Annotated in this window: 11 protein-coding genes; 9 read left to right on the top strand and 2 right to left on the bottom strand. The window is 63.5% G+C overall.

Annotated elements, in window-relative coordinates; genetic code table 11:
• Positions 1–4: 4 nt before the first annotated feature.
• Positions 5–5,416, bottom strand: a complete 5,412-nt coding sequence (locus JF290_RS09840; protein WP_199024691.1) for a CHAT domain-containing protein — start codon at positions 5,414–5,416, stop codon at positions 5–7.
• Between the two features lie 275 nt (positions 5,417–5,691).
• Between JF290_RS09840 and JF290_RS09835 the strand changes: the two genes are divergently transcribed.
• The 7 genes from JF290_RS09835 (at position 5,692) to JF290_RS09805 (ending at position 15,900) form a co-directional block, all read left to right on the top strand.
• The gene (locus JF290_RS09835) at positions 5,692–6,834 is read left to right on the top strand and encodes an efflux RND transporter periplasmic adaptor subunit (RefSeq protein ID WP_199024690.1); all 1,143 of its coding nucleotides are present in this window, start codon (positions 5,692–5,694) and stop codon (positions 6,832–6,834) included.
• A 3-nt stretch (positions 6,835–6,837) separates the two neighbouring features.
• Positions 6,838–9,960 (top strand): efflux RND transporter permease subunit, encoded by a 3,123-nt coding sequence (locus JF290_RS09830; protein WP_199024689.1) that lies wholly within the window; start codon positions 6,838–6,840, stop codon positions 9,958–9,960.
• Positions 9,961–10,079: 119 nt separating this feature from the next.
• A complete protein-coding gene (locus JF290_RS09825) occupies positions 10,080–10,910 on the top strand; it encodes an OmpA/MotB family protein (protein ID WP_199024688.1) in 831 nt (276 codons plus the stop codon).
• A 92-nt stretch (positions 10,911–11,002) separates the two neighbouring features.
• Complete coding sequence (locus tag JF290_RS09820) at positions 11,003–12,304, top strand: flagellar hook protein FlgE (protein ID WP_233155261.1); 1,302 nt, start codon at positions 11,003–11,005, stop codon at positions 12,302–12,304.
• 48 nt (positions 12,305–12,352) lie between these two features.
• A complete protein-coding gene (gene flgK / locus JF290_RS09815; protein WP_199024686.1) occupies positions 12,353–13,792 on the top strand; it encodes a flagellar hook-associated protein FlgK in 1,440 nt (479 codons plus the stop codon).
• 3 nt (positions 13,793–13,795) lie between these two features.
• Positions 13,796–14,803: a flagellin gene (locus JF290_RS09810; RefSeq protein WP_199024685.1), complete on the top strand. Its 1,008-nt coding sequence runs from the start codon at positions 13,796–13,798 to the stop codon at positions 14,801–14,803.
• 2 nt (positions 14,804–14,805) lie between these two features.
• The gene (locus JF290_RS09805) at positions 14,806–15,900 is read left to right on the top strand and encodes a flagellar basal body P-ring protein FlgI (RefSeq protein WP_199024684.1); all 1,095 of its coding nucleotides are present in this window, start codon (positions 14,806–14,808) and stop codon (positions 15,898–15,900) included.
• A gap of 174 nt (positions 15,901–16,074) precedes the next feature.
• Here the strand turns inward: JF290_RS09805 and JF290_RS09800 are convergent, their stop codons facing one another.
• On the bottom strand, positions 16,075–16,974 hold the full coding sequence (locus tag JF290_RS09800; RefSeq protein WP_199024683.1) for a LysR family transcriptional regulator: 900 nt from the start codon (positions 16,972–16,974) through the stop codon (positions 16,075–16,077).
• A 97-nt stretch (positions 16,975–17,071) separates the two neighbouring features.
• On the opposite strand from JF290_RS09800, the gene JF290_RS09795 reads away from it, so the two are divergent.
• Both JF290_RS09795 and JF290_RS09790 read left to right on the top strand, forming a co-directional pair.
• A complete protein-coding gene (locus JF290_RS09795) occupies positions 17,072–18,637 on the top strand; it encodes a proton-conducting transporter transmembrane domain-containing protein (RefSeq protein ID WP_199024682.1) in 1,566 nt (521 codons plus the stop codon).
• Positions 18,638–18,653: 16 nt separating this feature from the next.
• Complete coding sequence (locus tag JF290_RS09790; protein ID WP_199024681.1) at positions 18,654–21,038, top strand: YbcC family protein; 2,385 nt, start codon at positions 18,654–18,656, stop codon at positions 21,036–21,038.
• The last annotated feature ends 13 nt before the right edge of the window (positions 21,039–21,051 follow it).

The following is a 21,051-nucleotide window of genomic DNA, read 5'->3' as shown; positions in this document are numbered from 1 at the left end:
CCGCCTATTCGAAATCTCGCGTGAGATCGTCGACGAAGCGTTCGATCTTGTCGAGCCATTCTGCGCGATGCGGATCGATACGCCCCATCAATTGCTGCACGAAGCCGATCTGGTCGCGCAGCGATTGCGCCTGCGCGAAGGAGCCGCCGCGCCGCCAGACCATGGCGATCTTCGACTTGATCGACGCGAGTGACTCGTCCGTGGCATGGGCCTGGTCGTGCAGCCCGCGCAGCACCTCTGTCTGGGCTTGAACGATCCCGTTGTGGAAGCAGGGTTCCTGCCGGTCCTGCAACTCGCTCTCGGTCCTGATCCGGTCCAGCCAGACATCGACGGAGACGCCGGTGGCAGGCGACGTGCCGCCCTGGCTGATCTTCTCGGACAGAATGATCCCGATGACCCAGTTGATCGCGGCGTCGAGATGGATGCGTTCGGGGTCTTCGTCAAAGACCATCTCCATCGCCTTGGCATAGTGGGTTATCATGTCCGACAGGGCGGTTTGGCGATCGGCATCGCTCTTGATCTGGACGAGTCGCTTGAACGCGGTGCCCTTCAGGCATTCGCGCGCGGTGGTGCGGCGGCCGCCGGTCAGGTCGTCGAGCCGATCGAAGGACAGCAATGCCGATTTCACGGTCTTTTCCAGAGCGGCAGCAGCCTGTTTGCGCGCGGTCTCGCCCTGCGCGGCGCGCCAATCGCTGGTGGCCTTCTGCAGGCGCAACTCCTCGAGCATCTCGATGGCCTGGAACGAGCCCGTCGACCGGGGGTGCGACAGCGCGAAATCAAGATGCCCCATGGCTTCGTCAAAGGCGTTGAGTCGTGCGTAGGCCCAACCCATCGCCTGGTGCCAGTCGCTGTCGGCCTGCCAGGAGGGTTGGGCGTTCTGTTCGATGGCTTCCAGCCTGTCCATCAGCACGGCGCGTTTCTTGCGGGCCGATGCTGCGGATTCCGCGAGGTTCCGCGCGGCGCGGGTGGCCTGGTCGACCGAGTAGTACTTGCGGCCCTCGACTTCGGACCAGATGTCGCCGATCTCGGCGTCGAAACGATAGCTTTCGTCGCCATAGCACTGGTAGGCGCCCCAGGTGTTCTTGTCGGGGAATTTCTCGAAGGTGCGCCTGCGGGCCAGGTGAACGGCGCGTCCGAAGGTGCCGCCCGCCAGCATCTCGGCATAGAACACTTCGGCGAAATGGGCCGCCGGATCGTCGGCGACTTCCCACCCGGCGGCGATCACCGCCTTCACGCCGCGCTTGATGAAGGCGACGGACAGGCTGGCGGCGAGTTCGTTCAGATTGCTGCCGGTATGGCCGAGATGGCAACAGTTCAGGAAGACAAGCTCGGGCACATAGCGCATCTGGTCGATCTCGGCGACGGTCAGGAACAGATCGGAGCCGAGGACCATGCCGGTCTGCTTGAAGCGGTCATCGCGATAGACGCCGTGACCGGCGAGGTGCATCAGCTTGGCCGGGCGCAGCATGATCGCTTTGATCACGTCAAAGCCGTTCTGCGGGCGGATCAGGTCTTCGACGACCCAGTCGCGGCCGGACAGGGCAGCGCGAACGGTTCTGGCTTCGCGCTCGGCGCCGTCCAGCGGGGCAAGGTCGCTCTTGGGGTCGCCCACGACGAGTGCGCGCTTGCGGTTGGCGCGCGGCAGATTCGGACCCGAGGTGATCAGCTTGCGGATGACCGGCGCGCGGATCACCATCGGCTTGTTCTGCTCGGCCGGATCGTCGCCATCGGGGACGCGATCCGCACCGACGAACTCGTAGGTGCGGAAATCGTCCTCCATCAGTTCCCAGGGATAGACGGCGGTGTGTTCGTCCAGTTCCAGCGTGATGTTCTGGTTGTCGCGAGCAAAGCTCTTGAGGTCGAGCGGGATCAGCAGTTCGAAAAGCAGCTTGCCGATCTCGCGGTCGGTGGCGGTGCCGGTGCTGCGTTGGTTGAGCAGGCCCTGGAAGACCTTGGGCTGGATCACCGTGGCAGTATGTTCGGTCTTGGCCGTGTCGCTGACCACCACGTATTTCAGTTCGTTCTTCTCGGGGTCCGGACGGGTAACGGTGATGCGTCGCCAGAGGTCGGTCTGGCGGTCGAGATGGGTGCGCACCCGTGCGTCCTGGATTCGGCGCACCTCGCCGTCAAATTCGAAGGCGGTGCCGATCCGTCCCAGCGAGCGGATGTTGTCCAGAGCGCTGGCGGCCTGGTGCGCCGTGTCGTCGTAAAGCTCGACGAATTGCAGGTGACAGATGCCCGGTGCGTCGCCCAGCACGCGGTTGGCTTCGGCCACCGCCTGCAGGATGGCTTCGACGCTCTGCTGCACCGACATGTTGGTGCCCCGATGCCCCACCAGCAGCGTCGACAGGTCGATCGATTCCGGCTCGGATTGGGACAGCCCGTGCGCCTTGCGCCGTTCGCGCACGATCAGGCAGTACCGCAGCACCGCCTGGCGGAAGCTGTCCTTGAGCTCTCCGGGAGTCAGCGCGCCGAGCGGGCCGAGCCCGACGACGACCGCGCCCTTGGGCGACTGGTCGTCACGCAGGATGACCTCGCAGGTCCCGAGTTCACCGGGATAGAGCCCGAGGTCACGCACCCGCGACAGATCGCGGTCGAGCGCTTCGTCCAGCGCCGCTTCTGCCCCGGCCATGGGGGAATCGATGTAATGCCCGACGGCAAGCGGGAAGCTTGCGAAGCGCAGGTTCCCGTGCACAAGAGAAACGCGGACCTTGCGCGGCTTGGCCGGCACCAGGTCCGGGGCGGCGTGGCTCGACCCGAGGAAGTCGTCGAGAATGTCCTCCTGGTCGGGATAGACTTCGATCGGCAAGTCGTGGATTTCGGTCTCGACATCGGCGAGGCCGCGGCTGCGCATGGGCGGCTGCCGGTCGAGCTTGTCGGTCTTGCCGGTCCTGAGCAGGTCGAGATAGCCGGGAAAGGCGCTTTCCGTGCGGGGCATGTCTCCGTGTATCGCGTCGACATACCAGGTCGGGATGCCGGGAGGGATGCCGGTCTTCCAGGTCACCGTGCCGTCGCCCTGCGGCGTCGCGAAGAACCTGATCCGTTCCGGTCCGTTGGCCGTCGGGTCGAGTCGAATCGAGGACGGCGTGTTGCTGGTGCCGTGGCCGGCGACATAGCAGGTGAATTCGGGGTCCAGAACATGATCGTCGATCGCCTTGCGGCCTGCGCGCGCGGCGGCGAGCGAGGCGGCGTCGGGCTTGACCCAATCGTCCCCGTGCAGGCCGTGGAGCTGTTCCCAGAACGGATCGCTGAGATAGCGTCCATTGTCGTCGCTGGGCAGCAGTTGAAGCGCGCCGGGCATTCCGGCGACGATGGCGAGCAGCTCGCGTAGTTCGTTGCGGATGTCGACCATGGCCAGCTTGCGGATCGCACTGTCCCGGCCCAGCAGGGTGCGCATCATCGAGAACGCGCCGCCATTGGGCGTGCCGAGCATCACGAAGCGACTGCCCTCGCGCCGCTTGATCCGGGCCCAGAGATCGGGCCGGTTCTGGAACATCGCGCGGACGATCAGCCCGCCCATGGAATGCGCGAGGAACCGGATCGGCTGGCCGGTGTTCTCCGTGCGGTCCAGTTCCTTCTCGACCAGGTTGCCGAGCTTTCGGGCCGCCGTGGCGTGGCCCTGTTCGAGGATCGACAATCGCCAGTCATAGTCGAAGGGGATCACCTTGTGGCTGCGCGACAGGTAGCGCGCCAAGTCCCAGAAGCGCGATTTCAGGGCGCCGCTGGCGCTCACCTTGGGCTGGTCGATGCGCAGGCGGTCGAGTCCACCGAACGGAATCTTGAGCGGATTGGTCCAGATCCAGTCGCCATCCTGGGACAGGTGGCTGCCCATCACGCCGGGCAGGATGAAGCAGACCGGATCGCTGGCGCCGGCGCGCGAGGTCAGGTCGGGGAGCTTCTCCTCCTCGGGCACACCGCCTGACACGACGCCGCGCGACGCGGGCAGGATCACGAAACTGGTGTCATCCTCGATGGCGGCACCGATGATCTCGCGGCGAGACTTGGGATTGTGGAAGTAGCTGAAATGCGACACTTCCGGTCCCTTGGACAGGAACGGTTTGGATTGCATGTCGCGTATCCCGCCGCGCGACATCGAAGCGGTGTTGACCACGAAATCATGCTCGGCGCGGAAGAACAGGTCGGCTGCGAGCACGCCCAGCCTTTGCAGCACGCCCGTCCCCTCGGTATCGCCGCCGACCACCCACAACCGGTTGGAATAGCGCACGTCTTCGCGGTTCAGCATCCGGGTCAGGGGGCTGCCCGGCATCATTGCTTCAAGCCCGGGCAGGGTATTCGGATCGGCCTTGGTGCGGATGAAGGCCAGCAGGAACGCCTTGAGCAAATCGGCCGCGCCGGTGCGCTTGAGAACGGGGATCAGCTCGAACACGTTCAGGGCGACCGACAGGTAGCGGTCGAGCCGTTCGGAGGCCAGCGTCGTGCCCGCGATGGGGCCGGCGACCCGCACCACGCGGTCCACCTTGAGCTCCTTTTCGGCCAGCGCATCGCGGAGCCTGCGCAATTCGGTGACCTGGGTGCGGCGCTCCTTCATGGACTGGAAGATCTCGATGTCGATCTCGTCGATGGCGCCGGACTCCTTCACGTCCGTGCGTGCGGCGCGGCAGATCAACTCGGCGATCATGCCGCCGCGCGAATGCGACATGAGGCCGACCTCGGCACCCTTGGGCAGCATCTTGACCAGGTCGGTCGCGTTCCTGACCGGACTCTGCGTGACCGATTTGTGCTCGAGCGCGAAGATACCGCCGGGATAGGCGGCCTCGAGCTTGTCCCAGACCTCGGCCTTGGGGGCAAAGGCCAGGTCGCCGAAGCTGCCCTCGGTGCTCGAGAAGGTGCCGTGCAGCAGGACGAGGATCTTCTTGTTGGCGGGCACGTCCTCGGTCTTGGCGGCGGTCAGAGCGATGCGCCCGTCGCCGTCACCGATACTGCGCGTGCAGCGGTAGAAGCCGGGATTGATCTTCTCTTCGATCTTCTCGGCCAGTTTCAGGGCCGACAATTCACCCGCCTTGCCGATTGGATCGCCGCGCATGACGCGGATCGCTCGTACGAGGTGGTCGCGCAGTCCGCGGCTGGCGTCTCCCTCGGTCGAGAACGTCAGCGTGCGTGGAACCAGCAGCGCCTGATCGCTGCCCGAGCGTCCGGCGTCGGCCGCGAAATCGCTCTGTGTGTCTTCGACCGATTGCCAGAGTTTCAGCCCGTCTTCGAGCTCGATCTCGACGATGTCTGTCGGTTGAACATCCTCGACCGGAAAGGATTCGGGTCCGGCCTCGCCGCTGCGCCCTCGCTGGATGCGCCCGGCACCCAAAACCTTGCCTTCCATGATGTCGTCGAGTTCCGGGGGCCAGAAAGCGTCGTCCTGCAAGAACGCAACGGGTTGTCCGGGCAGAAAAACGTTTGCCATGTCGATGCTCCCTGAGGACCCCGCCTCGGGGTTCGCGAATGTCCGAAATCAATGATCAACTCTACCCACGGTGGAGACTTTTCGTCAAACGCTACCGTGACTTCGGCCGCGGATAGGCTGTGAACGCCGACACCGGGTGGCCGCGCGACCACGCAGCCGGCTACAATCAAGTCAGGCGGTTTGCGTCGGTATCTTCAATCGGGTCAAGCCGCTAGGTTTGGTGGAACAATCGATTCGATTCCGTTTCGTGTCACAATGCTCAAGGGCTTTCCTGCATGACCAAGTCTTTCTGCCTGTTGCCAATCGGACCGCTCATGTCGGTGATGCTCTGTCTCGCCGCCGGAAGCCTTTCCGCCCAGCAATCCGCACAGGCGCCGAAAGTGGCGATCGCGGCGGCCTATACCGAGGAAGTGATCGACGAAGTGGTCCTTATCGGCAAGGGTCAGGCCATCGACGAGGTCGATATCGTCGCCCGCGTCAGCGGTTTCGTCGAAGAGATCCCTGTCCGGAACGGCGCCGAGGTCGAACGGGGACAACTGCTGTTCAGGATCGAGGATGACAGCTATGCCGCGACGCTCGAGTCGCGCCGGGCCGAGCTTGCCAAGGCGCAGGCGGATCTCGAGCTGACCTCGATCGAACTGGCGCGCAAGTCCGAGCTTCTGGCGCGGGGATCGGCACCGGAATCCGAGCGCGACATCGCCCGTGCCAACGAGTTGAGCGCCGAAGCGGCGGTGAAATCCGCCGAGGCGGCCATCCGGCAAGCCGAGCTCGAACTGAGCTATACCGATATCCACGCGCCGTTCTCGGGCCGCATCGGCCAGCTGGGAGTGAGCGTCGGCGAACTGGTCGGGCCATCGACGCCGCCGCTGGTAAACCTGGTGCGCGAGGCTCCGATCCACGTGGCCTTTTCGCTGAGCGAAAAGCAGCTGGCCAACGTTCTGGAAACGCTCGAAACCACGTCCGCCAAGCTGGCCGAGACAGGACGGAGTCCCGATGTCTTCGTGACCCTGCCCAATGGCACGCAGCTTGAGGAAGCGGGCATGATCGTATTCATGGACAATCGCATTTCGCCGACGACCGGGACCATAACTTTGCTTGCCCGGTTCGAAAACGAACGCCAACTGATCGTCGACGGTGCGTTCCTGCAGGTTCGGATCCAGGCGCTTCAACCGGCCGAGGTCCTGCTGGTGCCACAACCCTCGGTCCAGCGGGACCAGCGCGGCGATTTCGTGCTGGTGGTGAACGCGCAACAGATGGTCGAACAGCGATACATCCAGACCGGCAATCAGGTCGGCACCGGCATCGTCGTGACCGAAGGCCTGATGGAGGGCGAAAGCGTGATCGTCGAGGGGTTGCAACGCGTCAGGCCTGGTGTCCAGGTGGACCCGGTGATGACCGGCGTGGCAGAAGGGCAGTAGCGGGTGTTCTCGTCTGTTTTCATCGATCGCCCGAAGATGGCGATGGTCATATCGCTGGTCCTGACCCTGCTGGGCGGCATCGGCTATGCCGTGCTGCCGGTCGAGCAGTTCCCGAACATCACGCCCCCCGTCGTGAACGTGACGGCGAACTATACCGGGGCGAACGCCGAAACCGTCGAGAACACGGTGGCTGCGCCGATCGAAGCGCAGGTGAACGGCGTGGACGACATGATCTACATGTCTTCGGACAGTTCGGACAGCGGGTCCTATTCGCTATCGGTTACCTTTGGAGTGGGCACAGATCCCGATATCGCGTCGGTCAACGTGCAGAACCGCGTGGCACAGGCGATGTCGAGCCTGCCGACCGAGGTGACGTCCTCGGGCGTGGTGACCCAGAAGGCATCGACCAACATGCTTCTGGTCGCGGTCCTGACATCGCCGGACGGGACGTATGACGAGGTTTTCCTGTCCAACTATGCCTCGATCAACCTGAAGGACGCGCTGGCGCGGGTGCCGGGTGTCGGCAAGGCCGAAGTGCTGACGAATTTCGCCTACGCGATGCGGATCTGGATGCGCCCCGACCGGTTGGCGAGCCTTGGTATGACGCCCGCCGACCTGATCGCCGCGATCCGAGAGCAGAACCTGGAAGTCTCGGCCGGGCAGATCGGGGCGCCGCCGGTGCCCGAAGGGCAACAGTTCCAGTACACGGTCACCTCCAAGGGGCGCCTGGTCTCGGTGCGGGATTTCGAGAATATCGTGATCCGCACCGGCGATGCGGGCAGCATCGTGCGCGTGCGCGATGTGGCGCAGGTCGAACTGGGCGCCAACTACTACAATGCATCCGGTCGCTTTGACGGCCTGCCGGCAACGGTTCTGGCAGTCTATCAGGCACCGGGTGAAAACGCGCTGGCCGTGTCCGAGGGCGTGCTGTCCGAACTCGAACGGCTTTCGGCGACCTTTCCCGACGATGTCGCCTATGAGGTGCCCTTCAACACGACGGACTTCGTCGAGCAATCGCTGTCGGACGTCGTTTCAACCCTGATCCTGACCTTTGCGCTCGTGATCTCGGTGGTCTTCGTTTTCCTTGGCAACCTGCGCGCAACGATCATTCCAGCGGTGGCTATCCCAGTGTCGCTGATCGGCACCTTCGCTTTCCTGCTGTTGCTGGGGATGTCTCTGAACACGGTGTCGCTGTTCGCACTGGTTCTGGCCATCGGCATCGTGGTTGACGACGCCATCGTCGTGGTCGAAAACGTCGAGCGTCTGATCGCGCAGGAGGGCCTGTCGCCGCCGGAGGCCGCGCGAAAAGCGATGGGGCAGATCACCGGACCCGTCATCGCCACGACCCTCGTTCTACTGGCGGTGTTCGTGCCGGTCACCTTCATGCCGGGCATAACTGGGCGGCTCTATTCGCAGTTTGCGGTGACCATCTCGATCGCTGTCGTGATCTCGTCGATCAATGCGCTGACCCTTTCTCCGGCGCTCTGCGCGTTGATCCTGAAACCGCGTTCCGGACCCGCGACCGGCGTGCTCGCCGGGTTCGAGCAGGGTGTCGACGGTGCGCGCGGTGTCTATGTCGGGATCGTACGCAGATTGGTGCGGCTGCCGCTGCTCGGGATCGCGATCCTGGTTGCGGTCGTCCTCGGCTCCGGAAGCCTTCTCAAGGTGCTGCCCGCGGGGTTTTTGCCATCGGAGGACAACGGATATCTCTTCGTCGACGTTCAGTTGCCCGACGCCGCGGCGCTGCCTCGCACCGAAGTCGTGACCGAGAGGATCAACGGACGAATCATGGCGATCCCCGGCGTTGCCAGCACCGTGTCGGTCAATGGCTTCAGCATGCTGAGCGGCACCGGATCAAACGGAGCGATGCTGATCGTCAACCTGGATCCCTGGGACGCACGCACGACTCCCGAGCTGTCGGCGCAGGGCATCCTGCAACGCATTCTCGCCATCGCCAACCAGGAGGTCAGCGCCAGTGTCCTCGCCTTCAATCCGCCGCCGATCAGCGGCCTGGGGATGAGCGCCGGGGTCGAGATGAAAGTGCAGCAGACCGGCGGTGGCAACGCTCAGGAGCTGTCGGCCGCGTTGGGTTCACTGGTCTATGCGGCGAACCAGCGGCCGGAGATCGCGCAGGCCTACACGACGTTCCGCGCCAACGTGCCCAAGGTTTTCGTCGATCTCGACCGCGAGAAGACCAAGTCTCTGGACGTGTTCGTCAGCGATGTGTTCCTGACCCTGCAGGCCTATATGGGCTCCTATTACGTGAACGATTTCAACCTGTTCGGTCGTGTCTACCGGGTGATGATCCAGGCGGACGGCAGCTATCGAGACAAGGTCGAGGACATCGCGGCGCTCTATGTCCGGTCGCAGACCGGTGAAATGGTGCCACTGGGCACGTTGCTGGATGTCGAAAACGTGCTCGGCCCGGTCTTGCTGAACCGATACAACATGTTCCGTTCGGCCACCGTGACCGCCGTTCCCGCGCCGGGTCTGTCGACCGGAGACGCGATCCGAGTGCTTCAGGAGGAAGCCGCAGCCGCGCTGCCGCCGGGCTATTCCTATGAATGGACGGGCACGGCGCAGCAGCAGCTCGAATCCTCGGGGCTCGTCGTGTTGATTCTCGCGATGGCCGTGGTGTTCGGTTACCTGTTCCTTGTTGGCCAATACGAAAGCTGGACGATGCCTCTGGGTATTCTCCTGTCCGTGAGCGTCGCCCTGTTCGGCGCGTTATGTGCGGTCGCCGTGGCGGGCAGCGACGTCAATCTCTACACGCAGATCGGTATGATCATGTTGATTGGGCTGGCATCCAAGAACGCGATTCTGATCGTGGAATTCGCGATGGAGCGGCGCGCCAGCGGGATGAGTATCGCCGAGGCCGCGATGGACGCCGCCGGGCAGCGATTCCGCGCGGTCATGATGACGGCGCTGTCCTTCCTTCTGGGTGTCGTCCCGCTTCTTCTGGCCTCCGGCGCAGGCGCGGCCAGTCAGAAGGCCATCGGCGTCGCGGTCTTCGGTGGCATGCTCGCGGCGACGCTGGTCGGGGTGGTCCTGGTGCCGGTGCTCTACGTGATCCTGCAGGGCGTTCGTGAGCGTCTGAAAGGCACGAGAGAACCCTCGACCGGGTAGTTGCTCTGCGCATCAGGCCTGATCTTGGATCATGCGAAATCCCGAACAACTTTACCTGTTAAAACCGCCTTAACATCCTGTCTGCTATCCCGGTTCTCGGGTGAGAAAAGGTGGTGGAGATGAGTGCGTCGACGAATGTCGCGCCGGTCATCATCAAACGTAAGAAGGTCATTGTCGCAGGCGGTCATCATGGTGGCGCCTGGAAGGTCGCTTATGCGGATTTCGTGACAGCAATGATGGCGTTCTTCATGTTGATGTGGCTGTTGAACGCGACGACCGAAAAACAGAGAAAAGGCCTGGCGGATTATTTCGCGCCATCCGTCCCGATCAGTCGGGTCTCGGGGGGTGGCGAAGGCGCGTTTGGCGGCACCAACATGTTCTCGGAAGACGAACTGCTCGAGGACGGAACGGGTGCGTCTCAGAAGTTCCCGGAGGCCACGTTCAAGTCGCCCGGCGCGACCATTGGAAACTCGGTCGATAAACCGAAGTTCGACGAGATCGAGGAGATGCTGACCGCTCTTGGCGGTGAGAGCATGGTGACCACGGAGGCGCTCAAGCATATCGTGACGCGCGTCACCGACGAGGGCCTGATCATCGAGATGTTCGCGCTGGACGGCGCACCTCTGTTCGAGGAGGGCACGAGCGATCCGACGCCATTGTTCCGGGACATGGTCGGCATGATCTCCCGCGTGGGGGGGCTGGTCGAAAACGCGATCGCGGTCGAAGGTCATATCCGGGCGCATCCGGTTGTTCTGGTTCGCAACCCTGTCTGGGAGCTCTCCGCCGCCCGCGCGGACCGCACGCGCCAGTTGCTCGAAGCGGCGGGAACCAAGCCCGCACGGATCCATCGCGTGACCGGCCACGCCGATCGCAAGCCCGCGGTGAGAAACACCATGTCCAACAGGAACAACCGGATCGAAGTCATCCTGCTGCGGTCGGACAAGCAATGAGTTACGGAGGATTTTAGCTGTTAGCGCGATGTTAAACCGCCGTGCGGTACCTGTTGCGTCAAGATCTCTTGATGCAGCAGAAAGGCGTGTCCATGACCATTTCCTCTTCGCTCAACGCGGGAATAGCGGGGTTGTCCGCGAACTCCACCCGATTGGCGTCGATTTCAGACAATATCGCGAACTCGTCGACCTATGGCTACAAGAGGGTGGAGGCAGACTTTCACTCCATGGTCATTTCCTCCTCGGGCGGATCCTATTCTGCGGGTGGCGTGCGGGCGACGACACAGCGGCTGATCGACGAACGCGGCCCCCTCGTTTCGACCTCCAACGCGACCGACCTTGCGGTGCGGGGCCGGGGCATGCTGCCGGTCGCAGCCTATGGCGATGTAACCAGCGGCGATGGCGAACAGACGATGATGCTGTCCACGACAGGTTCGTTCCGCACCGACAAGGACGGTTACCTCCTCAGCGAGTCGGGCCTTGTGCTGTTGGGATGGCCCGCTCTGGCGGATGGCACGATACCGAGCTATCCACGTGATACCGCTGACGGGCTCGAACCGGTGCAACTCAAGGTCAACCGCGTCACTGCGGAGCCGACGACCAGCATCGACGTCAGCCTGAACCTGCCGGCGACCGAGACCAACGCGGCCGCAAAGGGCAACATGCAGTCGGTTTCCATCGAGTACTTCGACAATACCGGCACGTCCCAGAACCTGACCCTGCAGATGACGCCGACCGTGCCCGCCACCGGAACGTCCAACGAGTGGACGATGGTCCTGCGTGATACGGCTTCCGGCAACGCGGTGGTGGGGGAATACACTCTGACATTCGACGATACGCGCGGTGCCGGTGGCAGCTTGGCATCCGTGGCGACCGTCTCCGGCGGGGCCTATGACGCTGCCTCCGGGAGCTTGGTCGTGAACGTGGCTGGCGGGCCGATCGAGATCTCGATCGGCGGACCCGGCCTGGACGGCGGCCTGTCGCAACTTTCCGATACCTTTGCGCCCATCTCGATCGAGAAGGACGGTTTCCCCGTCGGCACGATGACGGGGGTCGAGGTGGATGCGAATGGCCTGGTCCGCGCCTACTTCGACAACGGCGCCACGCGCACGATCTTCCAGGTGCCGTTGATCGATCTGCCTAATCCGAACGGCATGAAGGCACTGGACAACCAGACCTACATGCCGTCGACCGAAAGCGGTTCCTTCTTCATGTGGGACGCAGGCGATGGACCCACGGGCGAGATCGTCTCCTATGCTCGCGAGGAATCCGCAACGGATGTGGCGAGCGAACTCACGGCCATGATCCGGACCCAGAGGGCCTATTCCTCCAATGCCAAGGTCATCCAAACGGTGGACGAGATGCTGCAGGAAACCACGAACATCAAGCGCTGATCCGGCCGCTGACACCCCGGGTCGCCCGTTCCTCAAGGAGATACAGTCATGAGCCTGTCATCGGCTTTAAGCAGCGCGATTTCCGGATTGACGGCCGCGAGTCGTGCGTCCGGGGTCGTTTCGGACAATCTCGCCAATGTCATGACGCCTGGATACGCACGCCGGTCTCTGGAACTGGCGTCCTACGGCACCGCCGGATCGGGGGTCCGCGTCGTTGGAGTGCAACGTCACGCGGATCCGGGTATCGTCTCGGAACGGCGTGCGGCCGACGCGGAGTTCGGCAACGCGCAGACACTGTCGCGTTTTCATGACAGGTTCCAGGCACTGGTCGGTGATCCGACCGATCAGACGTCAATCGGATCGCGGATCGCCGGTCTGGAAAGCGCCTTGATTTCTGCCGCCAGCCAACCGGAGTCGACCTTGCGACTCAACGGAGTCGTGCAGGCGGCGAATGCGCTCGTCGACAATATCACCGCCGCCGCAGATGGCGTCTCGCGGATGCGCAACGAGGCAGACACGGCGATCGGTGTTCAGATCGAACGCCTGAACGACGCGTTGAGCAACGTGCGGAAACTGAACCTGAAAATCACGGCTACGCAGTCTTCCGGCAGCGACATCGCGTCGCTGTTGGATCAGCGACAGGGCCTCGTCGACCAGATCAACGAGATCGTGCCGGTCAACCAGGTGGATCGCGACTATGGACAGATCGCGCTCTACACGGACGGCGGCGCGATCCTGCTGGATGGCCAGGCCGCGCGAATCGGCTTTACCCCGACCGGGATCATCACGCCGGACATGACCGTCGGAAACGGAGCCCTGTCGGGTCTGGATATCAACGGGGTCGCGCTCGGTGCGAGCGCGATTGCGGGTGGCTCGTTGGCTGCGGAGTTCGAGATCAGGGACAATCTTTCCGTTTCCGCACAGGCCGACCTCGACACCGTGGCAAGAGATCTGATCGAACGGTTCGAGACTCCCTCGCTCGATCCGAGTGCATCCGTCGGTGATCCCGGCCTTTTCACGGATGCGGGCGCCACTTTCGACCCGCTGCTCGAAACCGGTCTCGCCGGTCGCCTGTCGCTGAACAAGGTGGTCGATCCGGCAGAGGGCGGCGAATCCTGGAGGCTGCGAGCGGGACTCGGGGCGAGCGGTCCGGGTCTGCCGGGAGACGCCAGCCAGATCAGAGCGTTTGCCGATGTTCTCGAAGAGGCGCGCACTCCGGCATCGACCACACTCGGCACCGGCCTGAAGACCGCAGCCGGCCTCGGATCCGCCCTGATGTCGCGCGCGGCACAGAACGCGAGCTTTTCCGGCCAGACCCTGACCTTCGCGACCGCGAGCAAGACGGAGATGACCCGGATCGAACTCGAACAGGGCGTCGATACCGACGCAGAATTGCAGACGCTCATGATCGTCGAACAAGCCTATTCGGCCAACGCCCGGATGATCTCGGCGATCGACGACATGATGGAAACCCTGCTGAGGCTTTGACAGATGAACATGACATCCATTGGCGATCTCGCCCAGACCTTGATGCTCAGAAGCCGCAGCGCGGAACTGAAACAGACGGTCGCGACCCTTTCAAATGAGCTGAGCACCGGACGGGTCAGCGATGCGGCGTCTCGGGTCGGGAATGATTTCGGCTACCTGTCGGACATCGACCGAAACCTTACGCGGCTGGAAGGCTTCACGGTTGCCGCCAGCGAGGCGCGTTTGTTCACCGATGCCGCGCAGGTGAGTCTGGAAACCATTCAGAACGACGCGTCGCGCCTGAGCTCAGCGATGATCTCGGTCAATCCGTCGACTCTGAGTGCCGTCGGTCAGAATCTCGGAACCCAGGCCAGGGACACTCTCGGCCTCACCATAGGCGCGCTGAATTCCTCCGCCGGCGGGCGGAGCCTCTTTGCCGGGGTCGCGACCGATCGCGCACCGCTGGCGTCTGTGGACACGATGATGTCTGAACTCAAGACCCTCGTGGCCGGCATGACCGACGCTGGCGATGTACGCACCGCCGTCGACGACTGGTTCTCGGATCCATCCGGTTTCAAGGCGGTCATGTATGGTGGGGCGGACGATACGCTGGCACCGTTCCAGATCGGTCCCGGCCAGGAAGTCGGCTTCTCGCTCAAGGCCGACGATGCCGAATTCCGCAACATTATGAGCGGCATGGCACTCGCCGCGCTGGCAGGCGATGCGTCGCTTGGCTTTGATACCGGCTTGCAGGCGGAGCTCTTCCGGCATTCCGCCGGCAGTCTTACTGCGGGCCAGGACGGGCTGACCGCCGTGCGTGCCGATCTCGGGTTCGCGGAAGCACGGATCGAGGATTCGATCGCACGCAATGAATCCGCCCGCACCGGGCTCGAATATGCGCGCAATGCCCTCCTCGAGGCTGACCCATTCGAGACCGCAACCCGGTTGGAACAGGCACAGTTTCAATTGGAAACCCTGTACACGGTGACCGTTCGATCGTCGAAGTTGTCGCTGCTGAACTTCATGAGGTGACCATGTTCAGAGTCCTGCTCCTCTGCCTGCTTCTGCCGGTGACTGCCCAAGCCGGGGCGATCCGGCTCAAGGACCTCGTCGAATTCGACGGCGTCCGTGGCAATGACCTGATAGGCTATGGTCTCGTCGTCGGTCTGGACGGCACCGGGGACGGGCTGCGCAATTCGCCCTTCACCGAGGAGATCATGCTCAATATCCTCGAGAGACTGGGCGTCAACGTGAATGGCGAGCAGTTGCGGCCTAAGAACGTCGCCGCGGTCATCGTTACCGCAAACCTGCCGCCATTTGCACGAGTCGGAAGCCAGATCGACGTGACGGTGTCTGCGATTGGGGACTCTGACAGCCTGTTGGGCGGTACGCTGATCATGACGCCGCTCAACGCCGCCGATGGCGAGATATACGCGGTCGCACAGGGCACCATCCTCGCCGGTGGTGCGGTCGCCGAAGGTGATGCGGCAACGGTCACTCAGGGGGTGCCAACCTCCGGCATCATTCCGTCCGGTGCGCGTGTCGAACGCGAAATCGATTTCGATCTTGCGTCCTTGACGACGATGCGCCTCGCCTTGCGCGAACCCGATTTCACGACGGCCGGTCGAATCGAACAGGCCATCAATTCCGAATTTCGCCGTGCTGTGGCGATCATGCGGGATTCCGGCACGATTGAACTCGACATCGCCGCTACACGCGCGGTTTCGACCGCCCATGCGATTGGCCGGATAGAGAACATCCTGGTCGAACCCCAGCGCAAGGCGCGCGTCGTGGTGGATCAGAGATCCGGCACCATCGTGATGGGGGATGATGTGAGGTTGTCCCGTGTTGCGGTTTCCCAGGGCAACCTGACCTTGCGAATCGAAGAAACGCCGCTGGTCGCGCAGCCCAATCCCTTCGCCAACGGGGCGACGGTCGTCGTGCCGAGAACAGGGGCTGCGATCGAGGAAGAAGAGGGCGTTTCTCTCGCCGAGGTGCCTGAAAGCACGTCGCTGTCCGAGGTCGTGGCCGGTCTGAACGCTCTTGGCGTCTCACCGCGAGACATGATCGATATTCTCAAGAGCCTGAAGGCAGCCGGGGCCCTGCACGCGGAGTTTGTCGTGCGATAGCCGGCAGGGTTTTTCCGCGAAGCTGCCTATCGACTTTGAGACGTCGGGTTCCTGGTCTTACTGCTCCGTGGATATCCCTCACGTTGGAACGTGCTTGTGCCGCGAGGCCAAGCAACCAGAAAGAGCCAGTTGGTTCACTGGGATCGCTGGCGTTTCCACGAATTGGAAAGCATATCAGTCTGCGATCAAGCCTTCGTTCGACCAAGCTGACAGCAACTCCGCCAGAAGCGGATTGGAAAATCGGCGTTGAATCGTCACTGCGAAGAAGACCTCCGAGATGTCGTCGAGTTGCGCAATCTCGACCAGCCGTCCCGATGCCAGTTCGTCCCGAACCACGATCGGGGGGATCACCGCGAGGCCGGCGTCGGACCTAGCAAGCAGCCGTAGCATCGCCATGTCGTCGGCTTCGGCGGCAATGCGTGGGCGAATTCCGCGGCGTTCAAGCATCGCGTCGAACCCGGCGCGAAGCGCGGTTTCAGGGGTCGGCAGAATCAGAGGCTGTTGAGACAGAAGCTCGTCCACGTCCCGCATGCCCTTCGGCACTCGTGATGGGCCGCCGACAAGGCTGACCGGTTGTTCGGACAGGCGTTGGACAAGATAGGGGCTGGCCGCATCGCGGGCGGGCGCGAGATTGGTGAGAACCACGTCCAGTGACAGCGCATCGAGTCCGCGCAACAGGTTTTCCTGTGACCCGGATCGCAGGATGATTTCCACATCGTCGCGCCCGATGACCGGTCCGAGAAACGCCATCTGGAAATTTCGCGACAATGTGGCAAGCGCACCGATCCGCAAGGCTCTGCGTTTTTCCCCGCCCGACCTGAGGGTCGCGCTCAGATCTTCGGCGGCGCGGAAGATTTCTTCCGCGTGATCCAGCGCAATCTGTCCTGCCTCGGTGAGGACAAGCGTCCGCCCGCGGCGTTCGAACAGGTCGTGACCAAGGGATGTTTCGAGCGCCTTGATCTGTGTCGAGACCGCCGATTGCGAGATGTTCAAGGCGCGCGCCGCGCCGGTCAGCGTGCCGTCGCGGGCGACCGCCCGGAAGAGGCGCAAGTGATGTAGATTGAGCGTTGACATACTTCTATTTAATAGAACGAACATCCAAGTAATATGAAATTTTATTTATGACCTTCGGATTCTATTTGTCAGCGGCACATCCTGACGGAGACGACACATGACCACCGCCGTTTCACTATCCTTTCTCGCCCCGCTTGTGCTTCTGAGCATTGCGCCCTTCCTGCGCGGTCGGAATGATCCGGCGCGCGGCTTTTCGCCTCGTTGGTCGGAATACGCAGCGCTGGCGTCTCTGGTCCTCGCAGCGGGAGGGCTGCTGCACGCGGTGTTGCTGGGGCCGCAGAAACTGGACCCGATCGACGGAGCCGTTTCGCTCTCTCTGAAAGCCGACATTGTCAGCGCAACCATGGCGGTGCTGGTCGCCTTCATCGGCTGGGTCGTGATGCGCTATAGCAGAAGCTACCTGGACGGAGAAGAACGCGAAGGCCGGTTTCATGGCGTGATGCTGGCAACCCTCGCGGCCGTTCTCGTTTTCGTACAGTCGGGCAGCCTGACCGTTCTGATCCTGTCGTCCCTCTGCATCGGGCTCGGTCTCCGACGGCTTCTGTTGTTCTATCCGTCCCGGCCGGAAGCACGTCGCGCCGCGACGAAGTTCGCCTGGGTTTGGCACGGTGGTGATGTGGCCCTGATTGTCGCGACGCTACTCATCCTTGCGGGCATGGGAACCGACGATCTTGGCGCGATACCAGCGCTCGCAACCGCATCTGAGAGTGCGATCCTTGTGAACGCCGCGGTCGCCTTGATCGTTCTGGCTGCGATGCTGAAGACGGCGGCCTTTCCGCTGCACGGCTGGCTGACCGAGGTCATGGAAGCGCCGACGCCGGTTTCTGCCCTGTTGCATGCCGGCATCATCAACTCGGGTGGCGTGCTGCTGATCATGGCGTCCGGCCTTGTGCAGCTCAGCCCCGGGTCGATGGCCGCGCTGGTGATGGTCGGCGGCTTCACGGCGCTGTTCGGCGCGGCGGTGATGCTAACGCAAAGCGCCGTAAAAACAGCCCTGGCCTGGTCGACCGTGTCGCAGATGGGGTTCATGTTGTTGCAATGCGGCCTGGGACTTTGGGCGCTGGCGCTTCTGCACATCGTCGCCCATTCGCTCTACAAGGCGCACGCCTTTCTGTCGTCCGGTGGAGCTGTCAAAGCGGTTGCCAGCCTGCGGCGCCCGGGACCCGTGGCCGTTCCCAACCTTGCGGCGGTTCTGAAGTCTTTCGGGCTGGCATTGGTCCTCTACGGTCTGATCGCCTTCCTGTTCTCGATGGCGTTCGGTCCGAAAACGGCGCAGGCCCTCGCGCTCGGCGCGATCCTCATCTTCGGTGTTGCCTATCTGGTCGCGCAGGGTCTCGCCGACATGGCTCCGGCCGACCTGACGAAACGGACGGCCCTCGCCTCGCTCGCGGCAGCGGTTTCCTACTTCTCGTTCCAGGCCCTGGCGCAGGCGGTCTGGGGGCCCGGTCTGCCCCGGGCGCCGGTGCCGGGCCCGCTGGAATGGGCTCTGGTGATCCTCGCGGTCGCATCCTTCGGGCTGGTGGCTTTCGCGCAGGCGCTGTTCCCGCTGTGGGCACACCATCCGGCGACCGCCGGGCTGCGGGTGCACCTTGCCAACGGCCTTTACCTCAATGCTCTCCTGGACCGCGCGATCGGCGGTTTCCGGATCGCGAAATCCAACTGATCCCTTGGAGACAGTCATGTTCATGAAGCACTCTCAAATCGCACCGGACCTGATGTCGGACGTTCTGAAGGCCGCGGAGGCGGCGGCCCGCGCCATTCCGCCGGCTTTTCCGCTTGAAGCCACGGTTGCGGTGAACCCGTTCCTCGGTCAGGCGGGCGAGGATCTAGCGAGCACTTCGGCGCGCTTGGAGCGGGTGGCGGGCATCCGGGCGACGCAATCGGGCGCTGACTATGCCGCCGCGATCGCCGAGGGCAGGATCGGCGAGAAGGACCTGGCCGATGCGCTTGCGGCATCCGATGCGACGGGTAAACCCGAGACCGTGTCGGCGCTTGTGGCAGCGGCACACGCGGCGGGAGCGGGGGTCGGGACAGAGCCGTTTCCGACGGTTGCCGATCTCGCCGCGGATGTGACCGGCACGGATTGGCCGTCGATCATCGAAAAGACGATCGGATCGTGGGCTGCCGGGCAGTTCGACCGGGGGCAGGCTCTCTGGTCGCCGAAACCCGGTGCGGGGGCATTTTCTGCGTGGCGGGATTGGGCGACCCACGACCTGACACCGGAGATCGCTGGTCTCGACGGGTTCTGCGCCCATGTGGCGGCGGCGCCGGACACGGCAGAACGGGCGATCCTGCGCGCGGCGGAAACGCTGGGTCTGGGCAGTCATTCCGCGGAAACGGTCTTTCATCGGCTCTACATGGATCTCGGCGGCTGGTCACAGCACGCCCGCTGGCTGTTGTGGGAGGCGGAACTGGCAGGCGGAACCGACCGGAGCATGGCGGACCTCCTGGCGATTCGTCTGATCTGGGAAGAGGCTTTGTTGGCCCATGTGCCGGACATCGCGACCTCATGGGCCGATACGGTCACGGCCCATGAGGCCGAACTGGCGGTGACGCCCCAAAACGTCGCCTTGGCGATACTTCAGGACGCGGCCGAACGCGCTTATCAGCGCAGATTGTTCACCGGGTTCGACGGCACGTCAGATACAGCAGCCCGGCCGATGTTGCAGGCGGCCTTTTGCATCGACGTGCGCTCGGAAGTCTTTCGGCGTGCGCTGGAAAGCGTCGATCCGGGTATCGAAACGATCGGCTTCGCGGGTTTCTTCGGCTTGCCGCTGGCGCACAAGGCACATGCCTCGGATGTTGTCGAAGCCCATTTGCCTGTCCTGCTGACGCCCTCGCTTCAATCCAGCAGCCACGCAGATGCCGCAACCGAACGGAAAAGCCGGATCAAGGCGCGGGCGTTGCGGGCTTGGGGGCGGTTCCGGCAGGCGGCCGTGTCTTCCTTTGCCTTCGTCGAAGCGGCGGGACCATTCTATGCCGGCAAGCTTGTGCGCGACGCTCTGGGCAAAACAGGTGCGCAGATCCGGTCCGAGCCGCTGCCGCGAATCGTCAGCGATCTTTCTGCCGAACAGAAGGCCGACACCGCCGCCGCCGTTCTTGCGGGGATGAGCCTGACGAAAGGGCACGGGCGTATCGTGCTGCTGCTTGGGCATGGCGGTCACGTCACCAACAACCCGCATGAAAGCGCCTATCACTGCGGCGCTTGCGGCGGCCACACCGGAGAGGTCTCGGCCCGGGCTCTGGCAACCCTCCTGAACGATCCCGAGACACGGACCGGATTGCGCGAGCGGGGTATCGTGTTGCCCGAGGACACGATCTTTGTGGCCGGACTGCACGACACGACGACGGACGAGGTCACGGTATATGCCGATGATCTTCCCGGGAATCGTACCGGAGATTTCGCCCAGATAGGTGCGTGGCTGAAGCAGGCCGGGAGCATCGCCCGGGCCGAGCGGGCCGGCAGGCTCCCCGGTGCAGCGGCGTATACGGTTTCGGCGCGGGCGACGAACTGGGCCGAGGTGCGGCCCGAATGGGGGCTCGCCGGATGCGCTGCCTTCATCGCCGCGCCGCGCGGTGCGACGGCGGGCAAGGATCTCGGCGGGCGCGCCTTCCTGCACAGTTATGACTGGCGGGCGGATACCGGTTTCGGCACGCTCGAACTGATCCTGACCGCGCCGGTGGTCGTCGCGAGCTGGATCAGTCTGCAGTACTATGGCTCATCGGTGGCGCCCGAGGTGTTCGGAGGTGGCAACAAGCTGATCCACAATGTCGTGGGTGGGATAGGGGTCATCGAGGGGAACTCGGGCCGTCTGAGACCGGGGTTGCCGTGGCAGGCGGTGCATGACGGTGAAAAGCTGGCGCACGAGCCCCTGCGCCTGTCGGTGATGATCGAAGCGCCGCGCGAGGCGATCGTGGAGGTGTTGGAGCGTCATCCGGACGTCCGGGCGCTGTTCGACAACGGCTGGCTGCATCTGTTCGCGATGACGGACGGTCGGGTCGAGGCGCGCTATCGTCCGGGTCTCGCCTGGGAGACCGAAACCGTGGCCGATGGGGCGAACTGATGGAAAACAGGCG

This window comes from Sedimentitalea arenosa (genome assembly GCF_016428585.1).
Lineage (GTDB): Bacteria > Pseudomonadota > Alphaproteobacteria > Rhodobacterales > Rhodobacteraceae > Sedimentitalea > Sedimentitalea arenosa.
Note: the sequence above shows the minus strand (reverse complement) of the source record. Positions and strands in the feature narration are given on the sequence as shown.

Coding starts and splice junctions, on each gene's coding strand:
- JF290_RS09805 (WP_199024684.1), top strand. CDS start 14,806: ATGTTCAGAGTCCTGCTCCTCTGCCTGCTTCTGCCGGTGACTGCCCAA.
- JF290_RS09825 (WP_199024688.1), top strand. CDS start 10,080: ATGAGTGCGTCGACGAATGTCGCGCCGGTCATCATCAAACGTAAGAAG.
- JF290_RS09835 (WP_199024690.1), top strand. CDS start 5,692: ATGACCAAGTCTTTCTGCCTGTTGCCAATCGGACCGCTCATGTCGGTG.
- flgK (WP_199024686.1), top strand. CDS start 12,353: ATGAGCCTGTCATCGGCTTTAAGCAGCGCGATTTCCGGATTGACGGCC.
- JF290_RS09795 (WP_199024682.1), top strand. CDS start 17,072: ATGACCACCGCCGTTTCACTATCCTTTCTCGCCCCGCTTGTGCTTCTG.
- JF290_RS09800 (WP_199024683.1), bottom strand. CDS start 16,974: ATGTCAACGCTCAATCTACATCACTTGCGCCTCTTCCGGGCGGTCGCC.
- JF290_RS09820 (WP_233155261.1), top strand. CDS start 11,003: ATGACCATTTCCTCTTCGCTCAACGCGGGAATAGCGGGGTTGTCCGCG.
- JF290_RS09790 (WP_199024681.1), top strand. CDS start 18,654: ATGTTCATGAAGCACTCTCAAATCGCACCGGACCTGATGTCGGACGTT.
- JF290_RS09840 (WP_199024691.1), bottom strand. CDS start 5,416: ATGGCAAACGTTTTTCTGCCCGGACAACCCGTTGCGTTCTTGCAGGAC.
- JF290_RS09810 (WP_199024685.1), top strand. CDS start 13,796: ATGAACATGACATCCATTGGCGATCTCGCCCAGACCTTGATGCTCAGA.